The sequence below is a fragment of the Streptomyces sp. BF23-19 genome (genome assembly GCF_041106355.1).
Lineage (GTDB): Bacteria > Actinomycetota > Actinomycetes > Streptomycetales > Streptomycetaceae > Streptomyces > Streptomyces virginiae_A.
On sequence record NZ_JBGBPT010000010.1, the window covers coordinates 120883 to 145133 of the forward strand.

Annotated in this window: 24 protein-coding genes and 1 pseudogene; 14 read left to right on the forward strand and 11 right to left on the reverse strand. The window is 73.1% G+C overall.

Going from position 1 to position 24251, the window contains the following annotated elements:
- The first annotated feature begins 88 nt into the window (after window positions 1-88).
- Window positions 89-787: an HAD family hydrolase gene (locus AB8A24_RS08730; RefSeq protein ID WP_369475273.1), complete on the forward strand. Its 699-nt coding sequence runs from the start codon at window positions 89-91 to the stop codon at window positions 785-787.
- Between the two features lie 120 nt (window positions 788-907).
- The gene (locus AB8A24_RS08735; protein WP_328964802.1) at window positions 908-1714 is read left to right on the forward strand and encodes a 3-hydroxybutyrate dehydrogenase; all 807 of its coding nucleotides are present in this window, start codon (window positions 908-910) and stop codon (window positions 1712-1714) included.
- 14 nt (window positions 1715-1728) lie between these two features.
- Here AB8A24_RS08735 and AB8A24_RS08740 read toward each other — a convergent pair whose 3' ends face one another.
- Together AB8A24_RS08740 and AB8A24_RS08745 are read right to left on the reverse strand one after the other, a co-directional pair.
- The gene (locus AB8A24_RS08740; protein ID WP_033224869.1) at window positions 1729-1986 is read right to left on the reverse strand and encodes a hypothetical protein; all 258 of its coding nucleotides are present in this window, start codon (window positions 1984-1986) and stop codon (window positions 1729-1731) included.
- Window positions 1973-2257, reverse strand: a complete 285-nt coding sequence (locus tag AB8A24_RS08745; RefSeq protein WP_328964803.1) for a DUF6400 family protein — start codon at window positions 2255-2257, stop codon at window positions 1973-1975. The genes AB8A24_RS08740 and AB8A24_RS08745 overlap by 14 nt, the downstream gene beginning before the upstream one ends.
- A gap of 281 nt (window positions 2258-2538) precedes the next feature.
- Between AB8A24_RS08745 and AB8A24_RS08750 the strand changes: the two genes are divergently transcribed.
- A complete protein-coding gene (locus AB8A24_RS08750; protein ID WP_328964804.1) occupies window positions 2539-3930 on the forward strand; it encodes a serine hydrolase domain-containing protein in 1392 nt (463 codons plus the stop codon).
- A 338-nt stretch (window positions 3931-4268) separates the two neighbouring features.
- Here the strand turns inward: AB8A24_RS08750 and AB8A24_RS08755 are convergent, their stop codons facing one another.
- Both AB8A24_RS08755 and AB8A24_RS08760 read right to left on the reverse strand, forming a co-directional pair.
- Window positions 4269-5381, reverse strand: coding sequence for a sensor histidine kinase (locus tag AB8A24_RS08755; RefSeq protein ID WP_369475274.1), 1113 nt, complete (start codon window positions 5379-5381; stop codon window positions 4269-4271).
- Complete coding sequence (locus tag AB8A24_RS08760; RefSeq protein ID WP_369475275.1) at window positions 5374-6243, reverse strand: response regulator transcription factor; 870 nt, start codon at window positions 6241-6243, stop codon at window positions 5374-5376. Before AB8A24_RS08760 ends, AB8A24_RS08755 begins: the two co-directional genes overlap by 8 nt.
- A 123-nt stretch (window positions 6244-6366) precedes the next feature.
- On the opposite strand from AB8A24_RS08760, the gene AB8A24_RS08765 reads away from it, so the two are divergent.
- From AB8A24_RS08765 to AB8A24_RS08775, 3 genes are read left to right on the forward strand one after another with little or no spacing between them, the layout of a single operon-like run.
- Window positions 6367-7083 carry a glycosyltransferase family 2 protein gene (locus tag AB8A24_RS08765; RefSeq protein ID WP_328964807.1) on the forward strand — a complete coding sequence of 239 codons (717 nt, stop codon included), beginning with the start codon at window positions 6367-6369 and terminating at the stop codon, window positions 7081-7083.
- The gene (locus tag AB8A24_RS08770) at window positions 7080-7700 is read left to right on the forward strand and encodes a DUF2064 domain-containing protein (RefSeq protein ID WP_328964808.1); all 621 of its coding nucleotides are present in this window, start codon (window positions 7080-7082) and stop codon (window positions 7698-7700) included. Before AB8A24_RS08765 ends, AB8A24_RS08770 begins: the two co-directional genes overlap by 4 nt.
- Window positions 7697-8353, forward strand: a complete 657-nt coding sequence (locus AB8A24_RS08775) for a class I SAM-dependent methyltransferase (RefSeq protein WP_328964809.1) — start codon at window positions 7697-7699, stop codon at window positions 8351-8353. Before AB8A24_RS08770 ends, AB8A24_RS08775 begins: the two co-directional genes overlap by 4 nt.
- A gap of 157 nt (window positions 8354-8510) precedes the next feature.
- Here AB8A24_RS08775 and AB8A24_RS08780 read toward each other — a convergent pair whose 3' ends face one another.
- Window positions 8511-8918: a hypothetical protein gene (locus AB8A24_RS08780; protein WP_328964810.1), complete on the reverse strand. Its 408-nt coding sequence runs from the start codon at window positions 8916-8918 to the stop codon at window positions 8511-8513.
- On the reverse strand, window positions 8918-10060 hold the full coding sequence (locus tag AB8A24_RS08785) for a molybdopterin-dependent oxidoreductase (protein ID WP_328964811.1): 1143 nt from the start codon (window positions 10058-10060) through the stop codon (window positions 8918-8920). Before AB8A24_RS08785 ends, AB8A24_RS08780 begins: the two co-directional genes overlap by 1 nt.
- Before the next feature lie 113 nt (window positions 10061-10173).
- On the opposite strand from AB8A24_RS08785, the gene AB8A24_RS08790 reads away from it, so the two are divergent.
- Window positions 10174-11610: a glycosyltransferase 87 family protein gene (locus AB8A24_RS08790; protein WP_328964812.1), complete on the forward strand. Its 1437-nt coding sequence runs from the start codon at window positions 10174-10176 to the stop codon at window positions 11608-11610.
- Here the strand turns inward: AB8A24_RS08790 and helR are convergent.
- Window positions 11597-13759 (reverse strand): RNA polymerase recycling motor ATPase HelR, encoded by a 2163-nt coding sequence (gene helR, locus AB8A24_RS08795; protein ID WP_369475276.1) that lies wholly within the window; start codon window positions 13757-13759, stop codon window positions 11597-11599. The genes AB8A24_RS08790 and helR overlap by 14 nt on opposite strands.
- A 484-nt stretch (window positions 13760-14243) precedes the next feature.
- On the opposite strand from helR, the gene AB8A24_RS08800 reads away from it, so the two are divergent.
- Window positions 14244-15548 carry a hypothetical protein gene (locus tag AB8A24_RS08800; protein WP_328964814.1) on the forward strand — a complete coding sequence of 435 codons (1305 nt, stop codon included), beginning with the start codon at window positions 14244-14246 and terminating at the stop codon, window positions 15546-15548.
- A gap of 116 nt (window positions 15549-15664) precedes the next feature.
- Here AB8A24_RS08800 and AB8A24_RS08805 read toward each other — a convergent pair.
- Together AB8A24_RS08805 and AB8A24_RS08810 are read right to left on the reverse strand one after the other, a co-directional pair.
- Window positions 15665-16431 (reverse strand): annotated as a pseudogene (locus tag AB8A24_RS08805) (DUF2252 family protein).
- An 88-nt stretch (window positions 16432-16519) separates the two neighbouring features.
- Window positions 16520-17575 (reverse strand): YhjD/YihY/BrkB family envelope integrity protein, encoded by a 1056-nt coding sequence (locus tag AB8A24_RS08810; RefSeq protein ID WP_369475277.1) that lies wholly within the window; start codon window positions 17573-17575, stop codon window positions 16520-16522.
- Window positions 17576-17592: 17 nt separating this feature from the next.
- On the opposite strand from AB8A24_RS08810, the gene AB8A24_RS08815 reads away from it, so the two are divergent.
- The 3 genes from AB8A24_RS08815 (at window position 17593) to AB8A24_RS08825 (ending at window position 19142) form a co-directional block, all read left to right on the forward strand.
- Complete coding sequence (locus AB8A24_RS08815) at window positions 17593-18243, forward strand: GAP family protein (protein ID WP_369475286.1); 651 nt, start codon at window positions 17593-17595, stop codon at window positions 18241-18243.
- A gap of 95 nt (window positions 18244-18338) precedes the next feature.
- The gene (locus AB8A24_RS08820; RefSeq protein ID WP_051763726.1) at window positions 18339-18812 is read left to right on the forward strand and encodes a DUF6325 family protein; all 474 of its coding nucleotides are present in this window, start codon (window positions 18339-18341) and stop codon (window positions 18810-18812) included.
- 27 nt (window positions 18813-18839) lie between these two features.
- Window positions 18840-19142 (forward strand): SHOCT domain-containing protein, encoded by a 303-nt coding sequence (locus AB8A24_RS08825; protein ID WP_369475287.1) that lies wholly within the window; start codon window positions 18840-18842, stop codon window positions 19140-19142.
- Between the two features lie 308 nt (window positions 19143-19450).
- Here AB8A24_RS08825 and AB8A24_RS08830 read toward each other — a convergent pair whose 3' ends face one another.
- Window positions 19451-20986, reverse strand: a complete 1536-nt coding sequence (locus tag AB8A24_RS08830) for an aminotransferase class I/II-fold pyridoxal phosphate-dependent enzyme (RefSeq protein WP_369475288.1) — start codon at window positions 20984-20986, stop codon at window positions 19451-19453.
- 78 nt (window positions 20987-21064) lie between these two features.
- On the opposite strand from AB8A24_RS08830, the gene AB8A24_RS08835 reads away from it, so the two are divergent.
- Window positions 21065-22000, forward strand: a complete 936-nt coding sequence (locus AB8A24_RS08835) for a LysR family transcriptional regulator (RefSeq protein WP_369475278.1) — start codon at window positions 21065-21067, stop codon at window positions 21998-22000.
- 96 nt (window positions 22001-22096) lie between these two features.
- On the opposite strand, the gene AB8A24_RS08840 is transcribed toward AB8A24_RS08835, so the two are convergent.
- Window positions 22097-22687, reverse strand: coding sequence for a TetR/AcrR family transcriptional regulator (locus tag AB8A24_RS08840; RefSeq protein WP_369475279.1), 591 nt, complete (start codon window positions 22685-22687; stop codon window positions 22097-22099).
- A 96-nt stretch (window positions 22688-22783) separates the two neighbouring features.
- Here AB8A24_RS08840 and AB8A24_RS08845 point away from each other — a divergent pair, with 96 nt between their 5' ends.
- Window positions 22784-23224, forward strand: a complete 441-nt coding sequence (locus tag AB8A24_RS08845; protein WP_328964818.1) for a nuclear transport factor 2 family protein — start codon at window positions 22784-22786, stop codon at window positions 23222-23224.
- Entirely contained in the window at window positions 23221-24126 is a 906-nt protein-coding gene (locus AB8A24_RS08850) for an NAD(P)H-binding protein (RefSeq protein ID WP_369475280.1), read from the forward strand. Before AB8A24_RS08845 ends, AB8A24_RS08850 begins: the two co-directional genes overlap by 4 nt.
- Window positions 24127-24251: the final 125 nt, after the last annotated feature.

Here is a 24251-nt window from a genome sequence, read left to right on the forward strand (position 1 = left end):
CTGCCCCGGGCCGGGCGCCGCGGCCGCCCGGCCGACCGGGGTGCCCGAACCCGGTCGTCGGCGGCGCGCACCGGACTACGATCACCGCATGATCAAAGGAGTGATGTTCGACTTCTCCGGCACGCTGCTGCGCGTCGAGTCGACGCAGGAGTGGCTCGCCGCCGCCCTCGCGGAGACCGGCATCCCGTCCGGCGAGGAGGAGTTCGGCGAGACGGCACGGCGGCTGACCGAGTACGGCGCCCTGCCCGGCGGGCCATCGCCCCAGCACATGCCGGCCCACCTCGAAACCCCGTGGGACCAGCGCGACATCAGCGCGGAGCGGCACCGGGCCGCCTACTGCGGCCTGATCCACGCTGCCGGGGTCACGGATCCGGAGCTGGTGCGGGCGCTCTACGACCGCCACATGACCCCGGCCGCCTGGCGCCCCTACCCGGACACCGAACCGACCCTGCGCGCACTGCGCCGCCGAGGGCTTCCGGTGGCCGTGGTCAGCAACATCGGATGGGACCTGCGGCCGGTCTTCCGCGCGCACGGGCTCGACGCACTGGTCGACGCCTACGTGCTCTCCTTCGAGCTGGGCGTCCAGAAGCCCGATCCGGTGATCTTCAAGGCCGCCTGCGACCGGCTGGGCCTGGCCCCGGCCGATGTGCTGATGGTCGGAGACAGTCGCGAGGCGGACGGCGGCGCGCGGGCGCTCGGCTGCCCGGTGCACTTCGTCGACCACCTCCCCGTCGACCGGCGCCCCGGCGCACTGGCCCCGCTCCTGGACCTGCTCGGGCCCGCCTGAACCGGCTCCCCGGGGGTTGGGCGGGGTGGCACGCCCTGGCCGCGGCCGACACCCCCTGCGGCCCGACTGTGGCGGCCGCGCACATGGGAGCGGCCCACGGTGTCCCGGATGATTCCGGGCATGACAAGCGGATACCTTCCCGTGCCCCCTCCCGCGCCTCACGCGACAGCCGCCACCGCGGGCACCGACCTGGCGGGCCGCACCGCCCTGGTGACCGGCGCCGGCAGCGGCATCGGGCGGGCCTGCGCCTCGGCGCTCGCCGCGGCCGGGGCCCACGTCCACGTGGTGGACATCGACGCCGCCACGGCGAAGGCCGTCGCCGAGACGATCGGCGGGCGGGCGCACGTGGTGGACCTGGCCCGGGCCGAGACCGTCGAGGAGCTGCCGACCGACATCGACATCCTGGTCAACAACGCCGGGCTGCAGCACGTCGCCCCGCTGACCGAGTTCCCGCCGGACCGCTTCGCCCTCATGCAGCGCGTGATGGTGCACGCCCCGTTCCTGCTGATCCGCCGGACCATGCCGCACATGAGGGCACGCGGCTGGGGCCGCATCGTCAACATCTCCAGCGCGCACGGGCTGCGCGCCAGCGCCTTCAAGGCCGGATACGTGACCGCGAAGCACGCCCTGGACGGGCTGAGCAAGGTCGCGGCCGTCGAAGGGGCCCCGCACGGCATCACCAGCAACTGCGTGAACCCCGCCTACGTCCGCACACCACTGGTCGAGCGGCAGATCGAGGCCCAGGCCGCCGCCCACGGCATCGACACCGGTCAGGTGGTGTCCGACGTGCTGCTGAGCCGCTCCGCGATCAAGCGGCTGATCGAACCGGCGGAGGTCGCCGCGGCCGTCCTGTGGCTCTGCGGCCCGCACACCGGCTACGTCACGGGTGCCTCGATCCCCCTGGACGGAGGCTGGACCGCCACCTGACCCCGGCGGGGCCGTCAGAAACCGGGCCCGGCGCCCGTGGCACGGTCCCACCGGGAGCGGGTGGCTCCGAAGCCGCTCTCGTGCACCCAGACGTGCGTGCACCCGGGGCACTGGAGGTGGAGCATGCTGCCCGTGTTGGTGAGCAGGTAGCGCCAGTGGGTGGAGCAGGTGCGCCGCTGCTCGCAGGGTTCGCAGCCACGCGCGTCCGCACACTTCGGACAGGCCACCCAGGCACGGCGCCCGGGGTCGGCCTGCGGGTCAAGCGGCAGCACTGCCGTCTCCGCGCGCGGGCAGCACACCGGCCGCGACCAGGTCGTCGTAGAGACGCTGCTGCTCGGCGTCGAGCCCGGAATAGAGCAGGTCGTAGGCGGCCTCCTCGCCGAGGAGCACCTCCATCGGATCCCAGTCCGGGCCGAGTGCCGCCATCACCTGAGCGCGCCGGAGCACCTCCTGCGAGGTGAGGTCGACGGCGAAGTCGACCAGCTCGGACGCGTCGGAAGCACCGGAGGCGTCGGAGGAAGGGGTGGGTTCGTGGGGGGCCATGCCATCGAAGTTAGGTAGCCCTTCCTTCCCCGGTCAAGGGAGGGTGGGCGGAGTCACAATCCCCTGATCAGGGCGTGTGGGGCCCAGGGGGAGCCGCGCCGGGCGGGGCGGTGCGACCGGGAGCGCGGCGTGACAAATGTAATGGCCTGTCAAGGTGCTTCTCAGTCTGGAGGTTGATGCCCGCTTCGTCCTGACGGAGGAGGCCGCGGCGCGGGCCCGGAGCGAAGAATTGCAGAGACCTGGATCACCGGGCCCCACCGGGCCACCGACGAGGAGCCGCCGTGCCCCACACCCGCCCTGCCGACCGACCCGCACCGCGCCTGCGACGGGCCGCCTCGGCCACCGCCGTCGCCTTGGCCTTGCTGGCGGGCCTCGCGCCGGCCGCGAGCGCCGCAGTCCAGGAGGGGCAGGGCGCCTACGGGCAGGACGCCGCCCGGCGCCTGGACCCGACCCAGCTGCGGGCGGGGCTGAAGGCGATCCACGAGGCGGGCGTGTACGGCGTCTACTCCGGGGTCCGCGACGGCCGCCGGCGCTTCGACGGCGCCGCCGGTCTCGCCGACATCGCCACCGGGCGCACGGTCCGTCCCGACCTGCGGCACCGCGTCGGCAGCGTCACCAAGACGTTCACCGCCGTCGCCGTCCTCCAGCAGTCCGCGAAGGGCCGCGTGGACCTGGACCGGCCGGTCGGCGACTACGTGCCCGAGCTGCTGCCCGGCGAGCGTGGCCGCAAGGTGACCGTACGCATGCTCCTCAACCACACCAGTGGGATCCACGACTACATCGGCGACGCCTTCCCCTCCCTCCTGAAGGGGACCACGGAGAGCCTGGACGAGCACCGGTACCGCACGATCGGGCCCGCCGAGCTGATCGGCTACGGCGTGGCCAGGCCGCAACTGTTCGAGCCCGGAACCGACTGGTCCTACTCCAACACCAACTACGTGCTGCTCGGCGAGATACTCCGCAAGGTGACCGGACAGGACCCGGAGCAGGTGATCACGCGGGACGTGATCCGGCGCGTGGGCCTGCGCGACACCTACTTCCCCGGTACCGACCCGCGCATCCGCGGCGCCCACGCCCGGATGTACGAGAGCTTCTACGGGATCATCGACCCGCCGCGCGACTACAGCGACTACAACATGACCTGGGCGGGCACGGCCGGGGCCCTCGTCTCCACCCCGCAGGACCTCAACACCTTCTACCGCGCCCTGCTGGGCGGCGACGTCCTGCCGCGCCGCCAGCTGGACCAGATGCGCACCACCGTCGACGTCAAGGACCCGACGGGCGCCGTGACCCTGCGCTACGGCCTCGGCATCTACTCCCTGGACACGCCGTGCGGCCCGGCCTGGGGCCATGACGGGGGAGTCTTCGGCGCCGGCACCTGGGCCCTGTCCAGCCCGGACGGCAACCGTCAGTTCGCCATCGGGTACAACCTGATGAAGTACCAGCGTGTGAACGAGGCGGGCACCGACTTCGACCCGCACCCGGCCGACGCCGCCATGCGCGACTACCGCGACCAGGCGCTCTGCGGCGCCACCACGCCGCGCACCCCGGACCCGGCCGCGAAGAACCGCCCCGCCGAGGCCCCGTCGGCCCAGGCCCCGGCCGATCGGCCGGTGGTACTGCCCCCGACCATGCCGGCGCTCCCCGGGCCGCTCTCGGCTCCCCTTCGCTGACCGGGCACAGGCGCGCCACCGCCCGACCGCTGTTCCTAGCAGCGCGCGTACTCCTTCGCCCCTGCCTGGGGGGCCACTTTCGAGCCCTGCCAGGAGGTTTCCGAGTCCGAGCTGCCCCTGGCCGACGGCAAGTCCGTCACCACCTGCGAGATCTACCTGGTTCCGGAGAACGTGCAGCCCGCGTTCGTCGGCTTCCAGGGCGACCGGGACAACCGCTCCCCGAGCAACGAGACCGGCACCGCGGCCGAGGTCGTCCGGAAGGTGGGCTGATGCCTCCGCTGCCCGTCCCGCCCGGCCAGGCCGCTCTGAACCCCGTTGCGCGACGTATCGGCCAGGACCTATCCGGCAGCGGCCGGCAGGGTCAGTTCGAAGCGGCAACCGCCGGAGACGTTGTGGACGTTCGCGTGGCCGGCGTGGGCCTCGACGATGCCCCGGACGATCGCCAGGCCCAGGCCCGCGCCCGAAGGAGGGGTACGGGCCGGGGTGCCGCGCCAGCCCGTGTCGAAGACACGCGGGAGGTCCTCCTCGGGGATGCCTCCGCAGGCGTCGGTGACCGAGACCACCACCGAGTCCGCGCGGCGTTCGGCGGCGATCGCGACCGTACCGTCGGCCGGGGTGTGGCGGATGGCGTTGACCAGGAGGTTGGACAGCACCCGGGTCATCTCCTTGCCGTCGACCTCCACCGGCAGCGAGGCGACCCCCTCGCCGACCAGCCGAACGCCGTGCTCGTGGGCGAGCGCGTCGGTGCCGGCCAAGGCGTCGCCCACCAGGTCGTGGAGGGACATCCGGGTCAGGGTGAGGGACAGCGCGCCCGCGTGGATGCGGGAGAGCTCGAAGAGGTCGCCGACCATGGAGTTGAGACGGTCCACCTCGGTGCGGATCTGCCGGTGGTAGCGGGCGGGATCGGCCGCCATGCCGTCCTCCAGCGCCTCCGACATGGCGCGCAGCCCGGCCAGCGGGGTGCGTAGATCGTGCGAGATCCAGGCCACGAGCTCCCGCCGCGAGGCCTCCAAGGCCCGCTCGCGCTCACGGGAGGCGGCCAACCGTTCGCTGGTGAGGGCCAATTCGCGGCTCAGCGCCGTGAACTCGGCGGGGGCGGGCACGGTCGGCGCCACGAACGTGCCTTCCTCCCCGAAGACCCGGGCCGCACCGACGAGTTCCCGGCAGCGCCGCACGACCTGACGGCCCAGCAGCAGCGCGGTGGCCATCGAGACGGCCGCCGCCGTCGCGACGACCAAGGTCACGACGGTCAGGTCGTGGGAGGACAGGAACATCGCCCAGGCCACGGTCAGGGTTCCGGCGAGCATCGCGGACACGGCGACCGCGGCGACGATCGCGAGGGAGACGGCGACGCTGCGTCGGCGCAGTATCCGCAGCGCCACGGCCCCGAGCAGGCCGGCCGCGCCCGCGCCGAGGAGCGCGTACAGGGCGATCAGCAGAAGGTCACGCATGGCCGTCCTCCGTCCGGAAGGCGTGGTCGGACCCGGTGTCCGGGTCCGCCTCGAAGCGGTAACCGGCACCCCAGACGGTCCGGATCAGCTGCGGGCTCCCCGGATCGTCCTCGATCTTTCCCCGGAGCCGCCGGACGTGCACGGTGACCGTCGACAGGTCGCCGAAGTCCCAGCCCCAGACCTCGCGCATCAGCCGCTCCCGATCGCAGACCTGGCCGGGGTGGCGCAGGAAGTAGGCCAGGAGATCGAACTCCCGCAGGGTGAGCGCGAGCTCCCGACCCTCCTTGTGGACCCGGCGGGCCGCCGGGTCCAGCACCAGGCCCGCCACCGAGACCCGCGGACCGCCCTGCGGGCCGCCCTCCGAAGCATCGGCCGGGGCGCCGGCCTGCGCCCGGCGCAGTACGGAGCGCACCCGCAGCACGAGCTCCCGCGGGCTGAACGGCTTGGTCACGTAGTCGTCCGCGCCCACCTCCAGGCCCAGGATCCGGTCGTCCTCGTCGCCGCGCGCGGTGAGCATGATGACGGGGACGGGCCGGCGACCCTTCTCGCCGGCACGCAGCCGGCGGCAGACCTCCAGCCCGTCCATCCCCGGGAGCATCAGGTCGAGGACCATCAGGTCGGGCCGGTGCTCCTCGGCGGCGCGCAGTCCGGTCGGGCCGTCCGCCGCCAGACGGACCGCGAATCCGGCCCGCTCCAGGTACCCGGCCACGACCTCCGAGACCGTCGGATCGTCGTCGACGACCAGAACGCTCCCCTGGGCGCCGACCGCGGCACCGGTCCGGGTGGTCCCTTCGGCGCCGGCCCGGGCCGTCCCCTCGGCGCCGGGTCCCTCGTTCGTACTCTCCGTATCGCTCACTGCCATGCCCCCAGGCTGCCACCCGTCCGGACCCGGGTGTCGCGCAGACCCCCTCCCACGGGACGGCGTCCGCGTTTCGTAAGGTCTGCGGGCCCCTTTTCCCCGGTACCGGTTCCTACGGTGTGGAGGGTGACTTCATCAGCTTGTGCTCCGCCCCGCGCGGACCTCGTACTGCCGTGCCTCGACGAGGCGCAGGCGCTTCCCTGGGTGCTGGCGCGGGTGCCGGCCGGGTGGCGCGCCATCGTCGTCGACAACGGTTCGACCGACGGCTCGGCGGAGATCGCCCGGAGCCTGGGCGCCACCGTCGTGCACGAGAGCCGGCGCGGTTTCGGCGCCGCCTGCCACGCCGGGCTCCTCGCGGCCCGCGCCGACCTGGTCTGCTTCTGCGACTGCGACGCCTCCATGGACCCCGGGCTGCTCGCCGCCATGGCGGTGCGCGTCGCCGCCGGCGAGGCCGACCTGCTGCTCGGCCGCCGCCGGCCCCAGGGGCGCGGCGCCTGGCCCGTGCACGCCCGCGCCGGGAACCTCGCACTGGCGCGGATGCTGCGCAGCCGTACCGGACTGCGGCTGCACGACCTCGGACCGATGCGGGTCGCGCGCCGCGAGGCGCTGCTCGGCCTGGAACTGACCGACCGGCGCAGCGGCTACCCGCTCCAGATGGTCGTCCGGGCCGCCGACGCCGGCTGGCGCGTCGCCGAGACCGACATCCCCTACCTGCCGCGATCCGGGAAGTCCAAGGTCACCGGCACCTGGCGGGGCACCTGGCAGGCGGTACGGGACATGCGCAAGGTGCTCGCCGAGCCGCCGGGCAGCCGGTCCGCGCCCACCGAGGGGGTTTCCGCATGAGCACCCTCCTCGTCATCGCCAAGGCGCCCGTCGCCGGCCGGGTCAAGACCCGACTCACCCCGCACTTCACCCCCGGGCAGGCCGCCGAGCTGGCACGGGCCGCGCTCCAGGACACCCTGGCCGCCGTACTGGCCACCCCGGCGCGGCGGCGCGTCCTCGTACTCGACGGACCGCCCGGGCCCTGGCTGCCCCACGGCATCGAGGTCGTCCCGCAGTGCGCGGGCGGGCTCGACGCCCGGCTGGCCGCGGCCTTCGCCCGGGCCGACGGACCGGCCCTGCTCATCGGCATGGACACCCCGCAGGTCACCCCGGACCTGCTCGCGCGCGGACTCGACTTCGGCGAGACGGACGCCTGGTTCGGCCCCGCCGACGACGGTGGCTTCTGGGCGCTCGGCCTGGCCGAACCCGACCCGGCCCTGCTCCTCGGCGTACCCATGTCCCTGCCGACCACGGGCGAGGCGCAGCGCGCCCGGCTGACCGCCTCCGGGCGGACGGTACGGGACCTGCCCGAGCTGTGCGACGTGGACACCCCGGCCGACGCGGCGCGGGTCGCCGCCGCGGTACCCGACAGCCGCTTCGCCGCCCTGCACTCCGACCTGCGCACGGTGACACGATGACCGCCCAGCTCGCCGAACCGGCGCTCGCCTGGCGGGCCGACCCCTACGCCGACGCGCTGCGCGCCGGCCAGGGCCCCCTCTACCTGCGGCGCTCGGACGGCTGGCTGCTCCCGCTGGACGTCGAGCGGTGGTGCGCCGAACCGGACGAGGCCGACGAGGGCGTCCTCGCCCGCTGTACGGGGCCCGTCCTGGACATCGGCTGCGGCCCCGGGCGCCTCGTCGCCACCCTGGCCGCGCGCGGGCACCGGGCGCTGGGGGTGGACGTCACCCCCGAGGCGGTGGCCCGTACGACGCGGGCCGGCGGCAGCGCGCTGTGCCGGTCGGTCTTCGATCCGCTGCCCGGCGAGGGTCGCTGGGGCACGGTCCTGCTCATCGACGGCAACATCGGCATCGGCGGCGACCCGGCCGCGCTGCTCCACCGCGCCGCCCGACTCGCCGCCCGGGACGGCTGCTTGCTGGTCGAGGTGACCAGCGCCGACGTGGACGAACGCGTCGAGGTGCACGTCGACGACGGCCGCGGCGGACACGGGGCGCCCTTCTGGTGGGCCCGGCTCGGCGCCCGCGCCCTGCGCGGTGCGGCCGCGGACGCCGGCTGGACCCGGTCCGAGACCTGGCAGGCCGCGGGCCGCGACTTCGTGGGCCTGCGGCGCTGATCGGGGCAGGAAGAAGCGGGAAGAAGCGGGAAGAAGCGGGAAGAAGCAGGAAGGAAGTAGGAAGGAAGTAGGAAGGAAGTAGGAAGGAAGTAGGGGGAGTCAACGCCGCACCGGCATCGACTCCCCCTACTTCCTTCCCCCTTCGTTCGTCGTCTCCTCAGCGCCGACGGGCCGCCCGTCTGCGCCCCCATGCGCGCGCCCCCGCGTACCCGGCCGTGAGCACGCCGATCGCGACCATCGCCAGCAGCCAGTTCCGCGGATAGTCCAACGGCAGCACCGACGCGTTCGCCACGCCACCGGGACGCAGGAGCGGCGGCAGGGCGATCACCGTCAGGGAACCCGCGACGACCAGCGCGGCGCGCGGCACCCCGCGCAGGCGCACGCCCGCCGCCGCGCAGAGCGCCCCGACCGCGATGACCAGCGGGGCGATCAGCCCGTCGTGCACGAGGACGCCGCCCGCGAGCCACAGGGCGATCCGCCACGGCTCGGGCTCCCGCACCAGCAGGAAGCCGCCGAACGCCATCACGACCACGCCGATCCCGCCGACCGCGTACCGGAAGGCCATCACGCCACCTCCAGTCGGCCGACCCACTTGGTCTGCAGCACGCCCGGCCGGTTCGGGGCGATGATCCGCGCCGGGTAGCCGTGGTCCAGGGACAACACCTCACCGTTCAGGCGCAGCGCCAGCAGGGTGAGCGGGTCCTGCGCGTACAGGCGGCCCATCTCCATCACCCGGTACGCGCCCACCGCTTCCAGCGACACCACCCGGCAGCGGGCGTCCGGGCCCCCGCCGGCCAGCTCCAGCAGGTCCCGTACCCGTACGCCCGTCCACCGGGCGGACTTGCTCCAGCCCTCCACGCAGGCGATGGGCAGCGTCACCTCGTGCTGCGGGAGCGCGCGCAGCTCCGCCAGGGTGAGGGTGGCCGGGCGCGGCCCGGCCAGGGTCAGCCGCCAGCCGTCCAGCGAGGCCGCCGTGACACGCGCCGCGGCGGCCGTACGGTTCACCGGCAGCCCCTGCGGTCCGTGGGCCGGGCTGCGCGGAGCGAACAGCTCCGGCGGGCCGAGCGCGGTGACGGACTGCCCGACCGTGGTCAGCGTGACCGCGCCGACCCCCGCCGCGACCGCCGCAAGCAGCTGACGCCGGTCCGGACCGTCGGTCTCGGGCAGGGCCAGGGTGCCGGGGGAGCGGCGGGTGAAGTGGTCGCGGATCCGCGGCCATCGAACGGCGACGTGCAGCAGCAGGGCCCCCAGCAGGAGCCAGGCGACGGCGTAGTGCACGGGGACGAAGGAGAACGGCCAGGGGTACCACTGGAAGGTGTTCAGCAGCCCGGTGAACAGCTGGAAGATCGCGGCGGCCACGAGCACCGCCACCGAGAGCCGTTCCAGCGCGTGGAGCACCGACCGTACCGGCGGCCACGTGAAGAGCCGTGGGTAGACCGTCCACAGCTTGGCCGCCAGCAGCGGGATCGCGGCCGTGCCGGAGGCCACGTGCAACCCCTGGGAGAGCCGGTAGCCCCAGTAGGGGCGGCTCGGCAGCCGGTCGGCCGACCAGACCGGCGGGTGCTGGAGGAAGTGGCTGAGCACACCCGTGGCGAAACAGACGACGACGGCGAGCCCGAGCAGACGGCCGATCACCGTCGCGGTGCGGGCGTCGTGCAGCCGCGCCTTGAAGGTGATCGGCGGGCCCGGGGGCGGAGTGAAGCGCATGAGCCCATGACACCGCGCCGACGCCCCCGATGGGCGGGTGGAACACCTTACGGAATGCGGACATGCGGGCCGGCGGACGCCCCTTCCGGACCCGCAACTGGAACGCTGCGGAGGTGAAACCGCGTACCGTCCCGACCGCGCCGGCGACCTTCGTCGCGCTGACCGCCGTCCTCGCCCTGACCGCCGTCCTCGTCCTGACCGTCCGCCACGACGGCTACTTCAGCGACGGCACGGGGCTGTTCCTCCGGTACGCGGCCTGCTGGGCGCTGTTCGCCCTCGCGTTGCTCGCCCTGCGCAAGGTCCCGGCCGCCCACGTGGTGCCCCTGCTCCTCGCCGGGGCCCTCGCCGTCGCCGTGACCGGGCTGGTGGCGCCGCCCCGCACCAGTACCGACTCCTACCGCTACGCCTGGGACGGCCGGGTCCAGTCGGCCGGCATCTCCCCGTACGACCACGCCCCGCAGGACCCGGGACCGGCCCGGCTGCGCGACCCCTGGCTCTTCCCCACGGGCGCCGCCTGCGCGGGCCCGGACCGTGCCCCGATTCCCGGCGGCGGCTCCGTCCCGCACTGCACCCGCATCAACCGGCCCGCCGTGCACACCATCTACCCGCCCGTCGCCGAGGTGTACTTCCTGGCGGTCGATCAGCTCTCCCCGCAGGGAGCCCGGCACAAGCCGCTCCAGATCGGAGCCGGTCTCCTCTCCCTCGGCGTGACGGGCGCACTGCTGCTGATCCTGCGCCGCCGGGGCCTGGACCCGCGCCGGGCGGCCTACTGGGCCTGGTGTCCCGCCGTACCGATCGAAGCCGTGAACAACGCGCACGTCGACGTCCTCGGCGTGCTGCTCACCGTGATCGGCCTCGGACTCGTCGCCGAACGCGGGCTCCGCCACCGGGCGGTGGGAGGCCTGGTCCTCGGCGCCGCCGTCGCCACCAAGCTGATGCCCGCCGTCGTCCTGCCAGGGGCGCTGTCGGGGGTGCGCCGGGTCCGCGACGCGGCCGCCGTCCTGGTCCCCGCCGCCGCCTTCCTCCTGCTCGCCTACCTGCCCTACCTCCTCCTCTCGCACGACTCCGTCCTCGGCTACCTCGGCGGCTACGTGGACGAGGAGGGCTACGACGACCCCTCCGCCGGCTCCCGCTACGCCCTGCTCCGACTCGCCTTGCCCGACAGCTGGGCATTCCCGGCGCTCCTCGCCGCCATGGCGGGCGTATCCCTGTACGTGATGCGGCGCGGCGACCCCGGACGCCCCTGGAGCGGCGCCCTCCTGGTCACCGGGTGGGCCTTCGTGCTCCTCACCCCCGGCTACTCCTGGTACGCCCTGCTGCTGATCGCCCTCGTGGCCCTGGACGGCCGCTGGGAATGGCTCGGCATCGCCCTTGCGGGCGCGGCGGTCTACCTCCTCGCACCCGTCGTCGGCCACCGGCCGGCGCTGAGCCTGACCGCGTACGGCGCCGCGGTCCTCGTGATCGTGGCGGCCGGAGCGGTCAGGCGGTGGCGTGGGGCCGGCGAGCGGGGCGAGAGGGCCCCGCGCCACGACCGGGTCAGGAACTCGTGAGGACGACGAGTCGCTGCGTCGCGCGGGTCATCGCGACGTAGCGGTCGACCGCCCCTTCGATCCCCGTGCCGAAGGTCTGCGGGTCGATGAGCACGACGAGGTCGAACTCCAGCCCCTTCGACAGCCCGGGGGTCAGCGACCGGACCCGGGAGGTCTCCCGGAAGGCCCCGGCCCCGATGGCCTCGGCGCCGATGACACAGGCGACCCCGTCGGCATGCTCCTCCAGCCAGCCGTCGAGGATCGTGTCCAGATCCGTGACGGAGCCGTGCGCGACGGGAATGCCGCTGCCGCGGACGGAGGTCGGCACGTTGGCGTCCGGGAGCGCTTCCCGGATGGCCGGCTCCGCCACCGCCATGACCTCTTCGGGCGTCCGGTAGTTGATGGTCAGGGAGGCCACCTCGATCCGGTCGAAGCCGATCCGCTCCAGCCGCTCCTGCCACGACTCCGTGAACCCCTGCCGGGCCTGGGCACGGTCCCCGACGATGGTGAAGCTCCGGGACGGGCAGCGCAGCAGCAGCATCTGCCACTCCGCGTCGGTCAGTTCCTGGGCCTCGTCCACGACGATGTGCGCGAACGGCCCGGCGAGCAGGTCCGGGTCCGCCCCGGGCAGCGCGTCCTCGTCGATCAGGCTGTCCTGCAGGTCCTTGCCGCGCAGCATCGTCACCGCGCCCTCACCGTCGTCATCGGCCGCGAGCAGGTCGTCGATGACCCCGGCCATGCGCTCGCGTTCGGCGGCCACCGCGGCGCCCCGCCGCCGCAGCCGTCGTGCCGACTCCGGGTCGCCGAGCCGCTGCCGCGCCGCGTCCAGGAGCGGCAGGTCGGACACCGTCCAGGCCTGCGCGTCCGCGCGCTGCAACGTCGCCACCTCCTCGCGGCTGAGCCACGGAGCGCACATCCGCAGGTAGGACGGTACCGACCACAGGTCCCCGACGAGATCGGCCGCGTCGATCGTCGGCCACGCGCGGTCGAGCGTCCCGATCAGTTCCTCGTCGTACCGCAGCGATCTGCGCAACAGGTCGGGCGAGAGGTCCTCGTCGTCGAACTTGTCGAGCAGGATCGTCACCAGCTCCTCCCAGATCTGCTCGCGCGCCTCGTTGTGCGGAGTACCGGCGGCGGCCTCGAACGCCTCGGCCCAGTCGTCCGGGCTCAGCCGGACGTCGGACCAGGGCGTCGTGACCGTCATCCCCTCGGTGGGCGGCTCCTCGTAGATCCTGACGGCCCTCTCGATCGCCTTCACCATGTCCGCGGACGACTTCAGGAGCGCCACCTCCGGGTCGGCCTCGGGCACGGCCGTGGCCCCCTCGGCGACGAGGTCCCGCACGGTGCAGGTCTGCACGCCCTCCTCCCCCAGGCTGGGCAGGACATCGGCGACATAGGCCAGGTAGGGCTGGTGCGGGCCGACGAACAGCACACCGCCCCGGCGGTGACCGAGGCGAGGGTCGGAGTAGAGGAGGTGGGCGGTGCGGTGCAGGGCCACGACGGTCTTGCCCGTGCCCGGACCGCCGTCCACGACGAGAGCGCCCCGCGAGCCCGCGCGGATGATGGCGTCCTGGTCGGACTGAATGGTGGCGAGCACGTCACGCATCCGCGGCGAGCGGCTGCCGCCCAGCCCGGCGATGAAGGCGGACTGGTCGTCGAGCGCGGCGTGCCCCTCGAAGGCGTCGGCGATGAACACCTCGTCCCAGTAGTCACCGATCCGGCCACGGGTCCAGCGGTACCTGCGGCGGCTCGCCAGGCCCATCGGGTCGGCGTGGGTCGCGGCGAAGAAGGGCTCGGCCGCGGGCGAACGCCAGTCGATCAGCAGCCGGTTGCCGGCGCCGTCGGTGAGACCGAGCCGCCCGATGTACACGGGCTCGGGATCGTCCTCGCCGACCATCCGACCGAGGCACAGGTCCAACCCGAAGCGCCGAAGCGCCCGCAGACGGCCCGTCAGGCGATGGATCTCCACGTCCCGGTCCATCGCCTCGCGGCCCAGACCGCCGGGAGCCCGACGCAGGGTCTCCAGACGGTCCGACAGCTCGGCGATCGTCTGCTCCAGGCTCTCCGCGACGGCCGCGAAGTGCTTCTCGTCCCCGCTGATCAACGCGGGGTCGGCCTTGGGGGCCAGGCGGGCGGGAAGGTCGAACGCACTGGTGGTCAGGGAGTTCATCTCAGCGGCTCCTCTCTGCGGTGGCACCCGCGAACTCATCGAACGACCCGTCGACCGACAACAGCACACGCACTATGGGGATCTCCCGTTTCCGCAGGTCCTGGCTTCGAGGAGCGATTCTGCGGGACGGGTGGGGCCTTGCCGCAAGCCCCCCTGTGCGTTATAACTTGAGAGCGGAAAGGAGTGGGTACTCCTCCTTCTCCCTTGATCGTCCGCTCCGTACGGACGTCCTCCCCGCCGAATGGCAGCGCGCAGCGCGCCCACCCCGGCCTTCCCGTCCGGTGAAACCGGTGCCCCCCCCGCAGGCCCACGGCCGCCCCGCCGCGCGTTCATCCGTACGGCCGAGCTGCGGATGCCGCCCCCGGCCGGCCGAGGCAGGCTGTGGGGCAAGGAGAGCCGCCATCGCCTGCCCTGGCGCAGCTTCAGCGTCATCCAACCGGATCTCGAGGGATCCACCGGCTCCCGATCCGGTAGGAGGTCAGCCATGCAGGGTGACGAGAACGCGGGCGAACTCGCGGCGCTGCGAGCCAGGGTCGCCGCCCTGGAATCGGAGGCCGCGCGACGGACTCCGCCCAAGCATCGGATGAAGTCGCTGCTGTCCGCACTGCTGATCATCATCGGCTGTGTGCTGGCGCCGCTCGGCATCGTCGCGTCCTGGACCTCCAGCATCGTGGGGAACACGGACCGCTACGTCTCCACGGTCGCCCCACTGGCCTCCGACCCCGATGTGCAGGCGGCCGCCGCGAACCGGGTCACGGCCGCCCTGATGGAGCACCTCGATCTCGCCACCCTGCTGGAGGACGTGGCCCCCGACCAACGGCCGCTGCTCCAGAAGGCACTGGGCAAGCTCGGCGGCTCGCTGGAGGGCGCGGTCAGCAGCTTCGTCAAGGAGAAGGCGCAGGACGTCATCGCCTCGGACCAGTTCGAGACGATCTGGACCAACGCCAACCGCACCATCCACACCTCGCTCGTCAAGGCCCTCACCGGCAGCGGTGACGGCGCGGTGGAGATCAAGAACGACGCGGTGACCATCGACCTCGCGCCGGTGATCGAGCAGGTCAAGACACGGCTCGTGGACGCCGGGATGGGCGTAGCGGCCAAGATCCCGGAGATCCACACCGACTTCACCGTGGTGCAGTCCAACGACATCGGCCGGGTCAAGACCGGCTTCCGGCTGCTCCAGATCCTTGGCGTATGGCTGCCGATCATCGCCGTACTGCTCGTCGCCGCGGGCGTCCTGCTCTCCGCCCACCGGCGCCGCATCCTGGTCACCGCGGCCCTCGCGGTGGCGTTCTCCGTCGCGGTCCTCGGCCTCGGGCTGACCGTCTTCCGCACGGTCTACCTCAACGCGCTCCCGGACACCGTCTCCCAGGCCGCGGCCGGCTCCGTCTACGACGCGATGATCCGCCTGCTGCGCACGACGATCCGGATGGTCGTGGTCCTCGGCATCGTGATCGCCCTCGCCGCCTGGCTCTCGGGCCCGGGCAAGTACGCCACGGCCGCCCGCCAGATCTGGCACTCCGGGATCGTCGCCACCCGCGCCACGGCCGACCGGCTGGGCCTGCGCACCGGTCCGGTCGGCCCGTTCATCCGGCGCCACCGTGCCTGGTTCACCTGGGGCCTGGTGGCGATCGCCGTCCTCGTGTACGTCCTGTGGTCCTACCCGACCGGCTGGGTGGTCGTGGGCCTCGCCCTCGCCCTGCTCTTCGCCCTCGCGGTCACGGACTTCCTCGCCGAGGACACCACCGCCCCCGTCGAGGGGACGACCCCGAGTCCGCACCCGTCATGACGGGGCGCCGTCCGGCCTCGTCCGGTACGGCCGACACGGTGCCGGCCTCCGGCCGGGAGAGCCGGCACCTCGCCCGCCGCTTCAGCCGGCCGGCGGTGGCGTCGGCCCGGCCCGGGTCAGGCCGGGACGGCGGTCACCCGGCCGGACGCGATGGAGTCCACGAGACGCTGGTGGTCCCGCTCGTTGAGGTCGGCGTAGCTCTCCGCGAACCGTACGAGCGCCTGGTCGAAGACGTCGCCACGGCCCAGGTACGCCGCGACGGCGATCCGGTCGCCGGACCGGGCGTGCGCCCGCGCCAGGGTCACGCCGCAGAGCGAGGCGAAGACCCGCATGCCGCGCGGCACCATCCGGGCGGGTTCGGCGATTCCCTTCCAGTCGCGCAGCTGGCGTACGTAGAAGTCGCGTTCGACGTGGTCGAGCCCGTGGGTCTGCTGCCAGCCGAGGAAGATGTCGCTCGCGGCCTGCATCAGCCGCTGACCGGCCACGACCCGCTCGCCCCCGGTGGCGTACTCGCTGGGCCCCGCGTACGCGGCGAGCACCGAGTCACCGGCCTCCTCGGCCTGCAGGATCAGTGGGTCCTCACGGGTGTGCCGGCCAGGTCACCGGCCATGATCGCGGCGGCGCCCCGGTAGAAACGGAACGGCGACTCCGCCATCCGGCCGTAGCGGATCGGCACCAGCTCCTGCAGCCGGGTGGCGGACTGCCGCTCGATGACGTCCATCGGGTCCGCCCGGTCCGGCGACGGTTCGAAGTCCCCGTGGGCGGATCTCGGGGCGGCCGTCCGGGCCGCCCGGCCCTTCGCGGCCCGGTCCTCGGGGGAGAGCCGTGGACCGCCGCCCGCAGAGGTCCTCGTCGTGGCCGAGGTCGCGTCGCGCTTCGTCATCGTCGTTGACCTCCCGGCCACCAGGACCCCTGTTCACCAGCATGGCGCTCACCCCACACCGCTGCCCCACGGGCGCCCGTACGGTCTCTCAGCGACTCTCCTGCCGCAGGCCGCTCGGCACCGGGCTGCCCAGCCGCCGGGCCAGGTACGGCTCCTGCGCAAGGGCGGCGCCCAGGGTGACGCCGATGGCCACCGCCACGCACAGCACGATCAGCCACGACAGGATGACGAACACCGAGCCCGTGGACCCGTACGTGGCGAGCGCCCGGTTGAGCGCGACCGGCATGTAGAACCGTGCGCCCAGCGACAGCACGGTCACCGCGGCGGCGGTGAGGAGCGCCCCGGGCAGCAGCGGCGGCCATCCGATCACCCCGCCCAGCAGGAGGTGCTGGCTCCACCACCAGGCCGCCGTCTGGAGCAGGAGCGTGAGCGGGATCCCGAGCCACAGGCCGAGTCCGAATCCGTCGCGAACCGGCCCCTGGAAGATCAGCAGGACCATCCAGGCGGCGATCCAGGCGAACCAGCGCCAGATCGCGACCCGCGTCCCGCCCCGCGGGATCTGCCAGGCACGCTTGCACAGCCGCTGCATGGCACGGCTCACCGCGGTCGCCGACAGCAGCACGATCACGGCGCCGACCCCTCCCACCGCGTTGCGGAGGTCGTCCTCGCCGGAGCCGTCGAACATGTTGCTCAGCTGATCGTTCGCCTGACCGGTGAGCCCGAACATCGTGCGTACGGAGGAGACCAGCTGGTCGCGTACCTCCTCCGGGGCGAACGAGGCGACGACGAAGAGCAGGGGTACGGCGGTCAGGAAGCACTGGGCGGCCAGCCGGGTGGCGGAGTCGAAGATGTTCACGCCGATCATGCGCTCCGTGACATTGGTGATCACGGGGAACCGGGTCTCGGCCCGCTCCTGCGCCCCTTTGGCGGCCGCGACCAGCTCCCGGGAGCGCTTGCGCCACCGTGCCTTGCTCTCCGACCACATCAGCGGCCCGCAGCGGCGTACGGCACGGACGGCCGATGCCGGGTCGTCGTCATGGCGGCCTCCTTCGTCTGCGTCCAGGTTGGTGGACGCGGACCAAGGCGGCATCTCGATGGGCAAAAGGTGTCGGCGCCCCGCCTGGTGCGTAGTGTCGTATGTCATCGCACGATTGGGGCGCCATGGTCCTCGACCTCATGCTCATCGCGTTGGCCATCGCCCTCTACCCGCTGCCCATGATGGCGTTCATCCTCGTGGTGTCCTCGACCAGAGGGGTGTGGAAGGGGTTGGCCTTCCTCCTGGCCTGGCTGGCCAACCTCGTCGCAGTGATCGCGATCGTGCTGGCGCTGACCGGCGGCCAACCCCCGTCGCCCCGTTCCCCGCCCGGGCTGGCGGCACTCGCGGCCAAGCTGGCCATCGGGGTGGGACTGGTGGTCTACGGAGCACGCCGCTACCGCCGCATGAAGGGGAAAGCGGCCCAGGACGCCACCGCGGAGCCCTCCCGCGTGGAGGTCGGCTCCGTGTGGGCCGCGGCGGGCCTGGCCGTGCTGATCCAGCCGTGGGGCATGGTCGCGGCGGGCGCGACGACCGTGATCGAGGCCGACACCTCGCACGCGACCACGTTCATCGCCCTGTTCGGCTTCTGCCTGCTGGCCAGCTCCGGCCTGCTGGCCGCGGAGCTGTACATGGTGTTCGCGCCGGAGGCCGCCCAGGACCGGCTGCTGCGGATGCGCGCCTGGATGGAGGGCCACAAGGACGAGGCCATCGTGTTCGTCTGTCTGCTGCTCGGGCTGTGGCTGACCGGGCAGAGCATCTACGAGCTGACCGGTTGACCGGCCCGGGGGCCGGTGGGACCGGCCAGACGTGCGGGGGAGCGGGCAGCGTGCTGGAATGAAAAGACCTTCCCCCCTCTCCGACAGGAGCTGCCATGAGCAGCGAGACCGAGCCGCGAGCCGATTTCGGCGACATCGACGAACTCGGCCCGGTCGACTACATCGTGGTCGAGTTCCCGGGCAACCGAATGACGGGCGAGGGGTTCCCGATCCTCGTCGACCTCGTCGACCGGGGCATCATCCGCATCTTCGACTTCGCCTTCATCCGCAAGGAGGAGGACGGCACGGTGACCGCGCTGGAGCTCCAGGACCTCGGCGGCGAGATCGATCTCACCGTGTTCGAGGGCGCGTCGTCCGGCCTGCTCGACGGCGGCGACATCCAGGAGGCAGCCGCCGCCCTGGAACCCGGGAGTTCGGCCGGGGTCATCGTCTACGAGAACACCTGGGCGGCGCCGTTCGCCCGTGCCCTGCGCCGCGGCGGAGCCCAGCTCGTGGCCGCCGGACGGATTCCCGTGCAGGCCCTGCTGGCGTCGCTGGACGCCCTGGAGGACCCGCCCGCCGGAGAGTGAAGCCCCCACAGCCTGGAGATGAGCATCATGCCCGGACTCCTTCGCGGGGTCGCCCGCACCGCCGTCATCGCGGGTACCGCCACCGCGGTGTCCAACCGAGTGTCCCGCCGCCAGGGCGGCCGATGGGCGCAGCAGGAAGCGCAGCAGCAGCAGACCCAGCAGCAGGCCCAGCAGCAAGCGCCGCCGCCGCCTCCGCCGCCCGCCGCGGCACCGCCGGCCGACGACATGACCACCAAGATCGAGCAGCTGAAGCAGCTCAGCACCCTGAAGGAACAGGGTGTGCTGACCGAGACCGAGTTCGCCGAGCAGAAGCGCCGACTGCTGGGCTAGGCCGTCTCTTCCGGATCTTGCCGGGCCCGGCCCGCCCGGCACGGCACCTCGCCGCGTTGTCGGGGCACCCGAGTACGGCCGGTACACGGGCGCCCCTCCGCCTTGCGAGGCACCGCACCGGACGACCCGGGCCCACCCGACGAGATCCGAAAGAGACGGCCCAGGGACGCCGGCGTCGAAGAGCTTCTCCGGCACGGTCACCCAGCGCACGTCGCCCTGGGAGAAGGCGTACGACACCGCCCTGGCGAGACACGTGCCGATGTTGTCAGTCACTGCGACTGCCCTTCAGGGGTGCGTGCGGGTCGGTCTCAGGCGACGACGCGCAGGCGCGTCACGCCCAGGTCGAGTGCGCCGCGGACATGGCCGTTCGGCGCGGCCGCGGTCCGCTGGAGGAACCGGACGGCCTCGGCGGTGATCACTTCGCCCGGCAGGACGTTGGGGATGCCCGGCGGGTACGCCGCCAGGGTGTCGGCGGAGATCCGACCGACGGCCTCCTCCGCGGCCACGACCAGGGCCGGGCTCAGGAACGCCTCGCGGGCGGTCAGCTTCGTGGCACCGGGGGCCGGCAGCCGCAGCATCCCGGCTGCGGCTGCGGCTGCGGCGGTGCCGACGCCGGCACCGGCCGGGTCGGTGGTGAGCGGGGAGGGCAGGGTGTGCAAGGCCTCGACGAACCGGTCGGTGTCCGGGATCGACCCCGCACCGATCACGGCGACGATCGCCGCGTCGGTCGCCACCTCGACCATGATCTGGTGGTCCCGGAAGAGCCGGCGCCTGGCTTCGTGGCCGGTGATCCCGCCGGCCCGGGTGTCGATCGCGATGCGCAGCGGATCGGCTCCGACGATGTCGGGAAAGGCGTGGAACCCGTCGCTCACCAGCCTGAAGCGGCCCAGCGCGCGGACGGCGCCCCGTACCCGATCAGCGGCCTCGATCGAGCCGCCCGTCGCGTCGGCGGCGGTGACCAGACGCCTTCGGGCGAGGTCGAGCGAAGCGGTCAGCAGCGCGCTCGCGCTGGTGGACTGCACGAGCCGGAAGGCCCGGTCCACGAGCGGTTCGAGCAGGTCCGCGAAGGGGCCCTCCGCCAGATGGAGCATCGCCGACTGGGTCAGGCTGCCCGCCAGCTTGTGCGTACTCGACGTCGCCAGGTCCGCGCCCGCGCAGAGGGCGTTCGCGGGAAGACCGGGGTGGAAGCCGAAGTGCGATCCCCACGCCTCGTCGACGATCAGCGATACCCCTGCGGCGTGGGCGGTGTCCGCGATGGCGCGTACGTCGGCGACCGCGCCGAAGTAGCTCGGGGACACGATGTACACGGCGGCCGCGTCCGGTGTCCGTTCGAGCGCTTCCGCCACGTCCGCGGCGGTCACACCGTGGGCGATGCCCTGCTCCGGGTCGACGGACGGCTGGACGAAGACGGCGTCCAGACCCGAAAGCACCAGTCCGTCGATCACGCTGGAGTGCACGCTGCGCTGCACGACGAGCGTGCGTCCGAGGGCGGGGGCGACCATCGAGGCGATCTGATTGCCCTGCGAGGCCCCGTTCGTCAGGAACCAGGTCCGCCGCGCGCCCCAGGCCTCGGCCGCCAGCGCCAACGCCCTGTCCAGCGGGGTGTCCCGGCCGAGGTCGATGCCGTCGAGCAGCGGCGGGAAGTCCAGGGCCGTGATCCGCGAACCGAAGAGACCGGCGAGATCCGATCCGGGGGCCGCGGCATGGCCGGGGACGTTCAGCCTCAGCCAGTCCCGTCCCGCGTGGCGCAGCAGCGCCTCGGCGTACGGGGCACACAGCTGACCGCCGTCAGGAGGGGCTGGAATGGGGGAGGGGGAGGGGGTGCGGTGATCGGTGGTTCGCATGTTCACCCCCGGAGCGTGGCAGTCGTCCAGCCATCGAGGAATGGTGGACTTTTCGTTACCCCTCCATACGATGTCTATATGCTTGACGTCAGGCAGCTCCAGGTGTTCCGGGCCATCGCGCAGGAGGGCTCGCTCGCCGCGGCCGGCCGCGCCCTGCACTACAGCCAGCCCACGATCACTCACCATCTGGCCGCCCTGGAAGCCCACTTCAACGCCCAGCTCGTCCAGCGCGGACCGCGCGGCGCCACCCTGACCGAGCTCGGTGAGGCCCTGCTGCCGCACGCCGAGGCCGTACTCGACCGCCTGCGCCACGCCGAGCTGGAGGTACGCGACCTCGCCGAGCGCGGCATGCGCACCCTCCACATCGGTACGTTCCCCACCGCGGGCGCCCTCCTGCTGGCGCCCGCGGTCAAGCGCCTCCACCAGCAAGGCGTCCACATCTCGCTCACCGAGGGCGAGCTTCCCCTGCTGTTGCGCGGGTTGCGGGCCAAGGAACTCGACGCCGCCCTCGTCTTCTCGCAGCCGGGCGACAACCTCGACCTCGACGAGCACTTCGAAGTGCACCCGCTGCTGTCCGATCCGCTGCTCCTGGTCATGCCGGAGGACCACCCCTGCGCCTCGCGGGACCAGGTCTCCCTCGGCGAACTGCGGGACACCGCATGGGTGGGCGCCGCGGACCCGCACGACCCCTGCGATCGTGTGCTGGCATGGGCGTGCGGCCAGGAGGGGTACGAGCCCCTGCACGTGATGCGCACCGACGACTACGCGGTGGTCCAGGGCCTCGTGGCCGCGGGGACGGGCGTGGCCCTCGTCCCGCGGCTCGCTCTGGGGCCGTACCGCCCCGACCTGGCCGTGCGGCCCCTGGCCACGCCCGCGCTCGCCCGGGAGATCAGCGTCGCCGTACTGCGGTCCACCTCGGCCGGCGCCGCCCAGGAATTGATCGAGGCGCTGCGGGAGCAGGCCACGCTGATCACGGACCGCTGGGCGGCGGCCCGCACCGTGTCCGGGACGTAGAGCCCGAACTTCGAGCCCCGTTGCCCGGTGAGCATCGCCTCATGGGTGTCGGCCGACACCTCCGGGCTGACCCGGAGCAGCACCCGCGGCCGTCCCTCATCCCGCACGGGCGTCGAGGACCGCGGCGGTGAAGCCCGCCAACTGCGCCCGGAGTTCCTCGCGGGGTACGTCCTTCTCGCCGGCCAGATACGCGACCAGATCGGCCCGGGTGGCCGCGAGCAGGGCGTGGGCGGTGAAGTCGGTGTCGGCCGGACCGGGGACGAGCCGCAGCAGGTCCCGGAGCAGCGTGTGCCAGTGCTTGTAGTGCTCGGTCCGGTAGGGGCTGTCGGCGCCGCTTCCCTCCAACGCCAGGGCGAGGTGGCGGTTGTCGAGCTTGAAGCACAGGAGGGCGTCGAGCAGGGCCGGTACGCGCAGGGGTGCCGGTGTGGCCGGGCCCAGCGGCTGCGGGCCTCGCTCGACCGCTTCCGTGATCGGTTCGAGCCGTGCCTGGTACAGCGCGCGGATCAGCCCGTTGCGGTCACCGTAGGCGCGGAAGAGCGTCGCCTTGCCGACGCCGGCCGCTGCCGCGATGTCGGCCATGGTCACTTCTTCGGGACTCCCGCACCGGGCGAAGAGGGTGTCGGCGGCGGCGAAGACGGCCGCCCGGTTGCGGACCGCGTCCTTGCGCGGCTTGCGTTCGACGGTCATCGGGTTCCCTCCCGTTTGCGAAACGGACCAACGGTCCGTATCTTTCGGCAAGAGAAGCGGACCGTCGGTCCGTATCGTAGTGGGCGGAGAACCGTCGTGCCCACGACCACCTCACCCCCGGATCTGTACCGCCACGGCCTCCGCCTGCTCCTGGACAAGGACATCGCCTCCTGGGTCGGCCTGTGGGCCGAGCACGGCGTCATGGAGTTCCCCTTCGCGCCCGCCGGCTGGCCCCGGCGGCTGGAGGGGCGGGAGGCCGTCGCCGCCTACATGCGCGACTATCCCGACCACATCGACCTGCACGACTTCCCCGACCTGCTGATCCACGAGACCACCGACCCGAGCACCATCGTGGTCGAGATGCGCGGAGTGGGCCGGCTGGTCGCGACCGGGAACCCCTTCGACATGACCTACATCGCCGTCGTGACCGTCCAGGACGGGCGGTTCACCTCGTACCGCGACTACTGGAACCCCCTTGCCGTCCAGGAACCCGGGGCGGCCTTCACCACGCATCCCACCAGGAGCAGCGCCCGATGACCGCCACCGCCCGCACCCGTACCGCTCCCACCACCCCCGCCACTCCTGCCACCCCGACCACCCCCGCCACCCTGGTCATCGGTGCCACCGGAACCACCGGCAGCCGCACCACGGCCCACCTCGTCGCCGCCGGCCGGCGCGTCAAGGCCGGCAGCCGCCGGGCCGCACCGGTCCCGGGCGCCGAGCCGGTCCGCTTCGACTGGTACGACCCCACCTGTTTCGGTGACGCCGTCGCGGGGGCCGACAGCGTCTACCTCGTGCCACCCGTCGGCGATCCGGACCCGGCGGCGGTCATGCTGCCCTTCCTCGAACGGGCCCGCGCCGCCGGCGTACGCCGCGCCGTACTGCTGAGCTCCTCGGCGATCCCCGAGGGCGGCCCGGCGGCCGGACAGGTCCACCGGGCCCTGCCCGGCCTGTTCGACGAATGGGCGGTACTGCGTCCCTCCTGGTTCATGCAGAACTTCACCGGCGCCCACGCCCACGCCGACAGCATCCGGGCCGACGGCGTCATCCTGACCGCGGCCGGGACGGGCCGCGTCGGATTCGTCGACGCCGACGACATCGCCGCCGTCGCGGCCCGCGCCCTCACCGACGACCGCGCGCCCGACACCGACCTCGTCCTCACCGGACCGGAGGCACTGAGCCACGACGACATCGCCGCCCTCCTCACCGAGGTCACCGGGCGTCAGGTGGTCCACCACCACCTGACCTACGAGGCCATGCGCGACCGCCTGGCGGCGGCCGTCCCGCCGGCGTTCGCCGCGATGCTGGCCGGGATGGACCGGTCCATCGCCGAAGGAGCCGAGGACCGGACCACGGACACCGTCCACCGCCTCACCGGCCGCCCGCCCCACGCCTTCCGGGCGGTCGCCGTACGGGAACTCGCCGTCCGACCGGCCTAGGCCGACTCGTCCGGCTGTTGCCGGGCCGACAAGAGCCGAACGAGACTACCTAGTGACCTGGTTTGGAGATCCTGTCGCAGTAGCGGCAGATGCGGTCGAGGATCTGGTCGGCGGTCTTGGTCCAC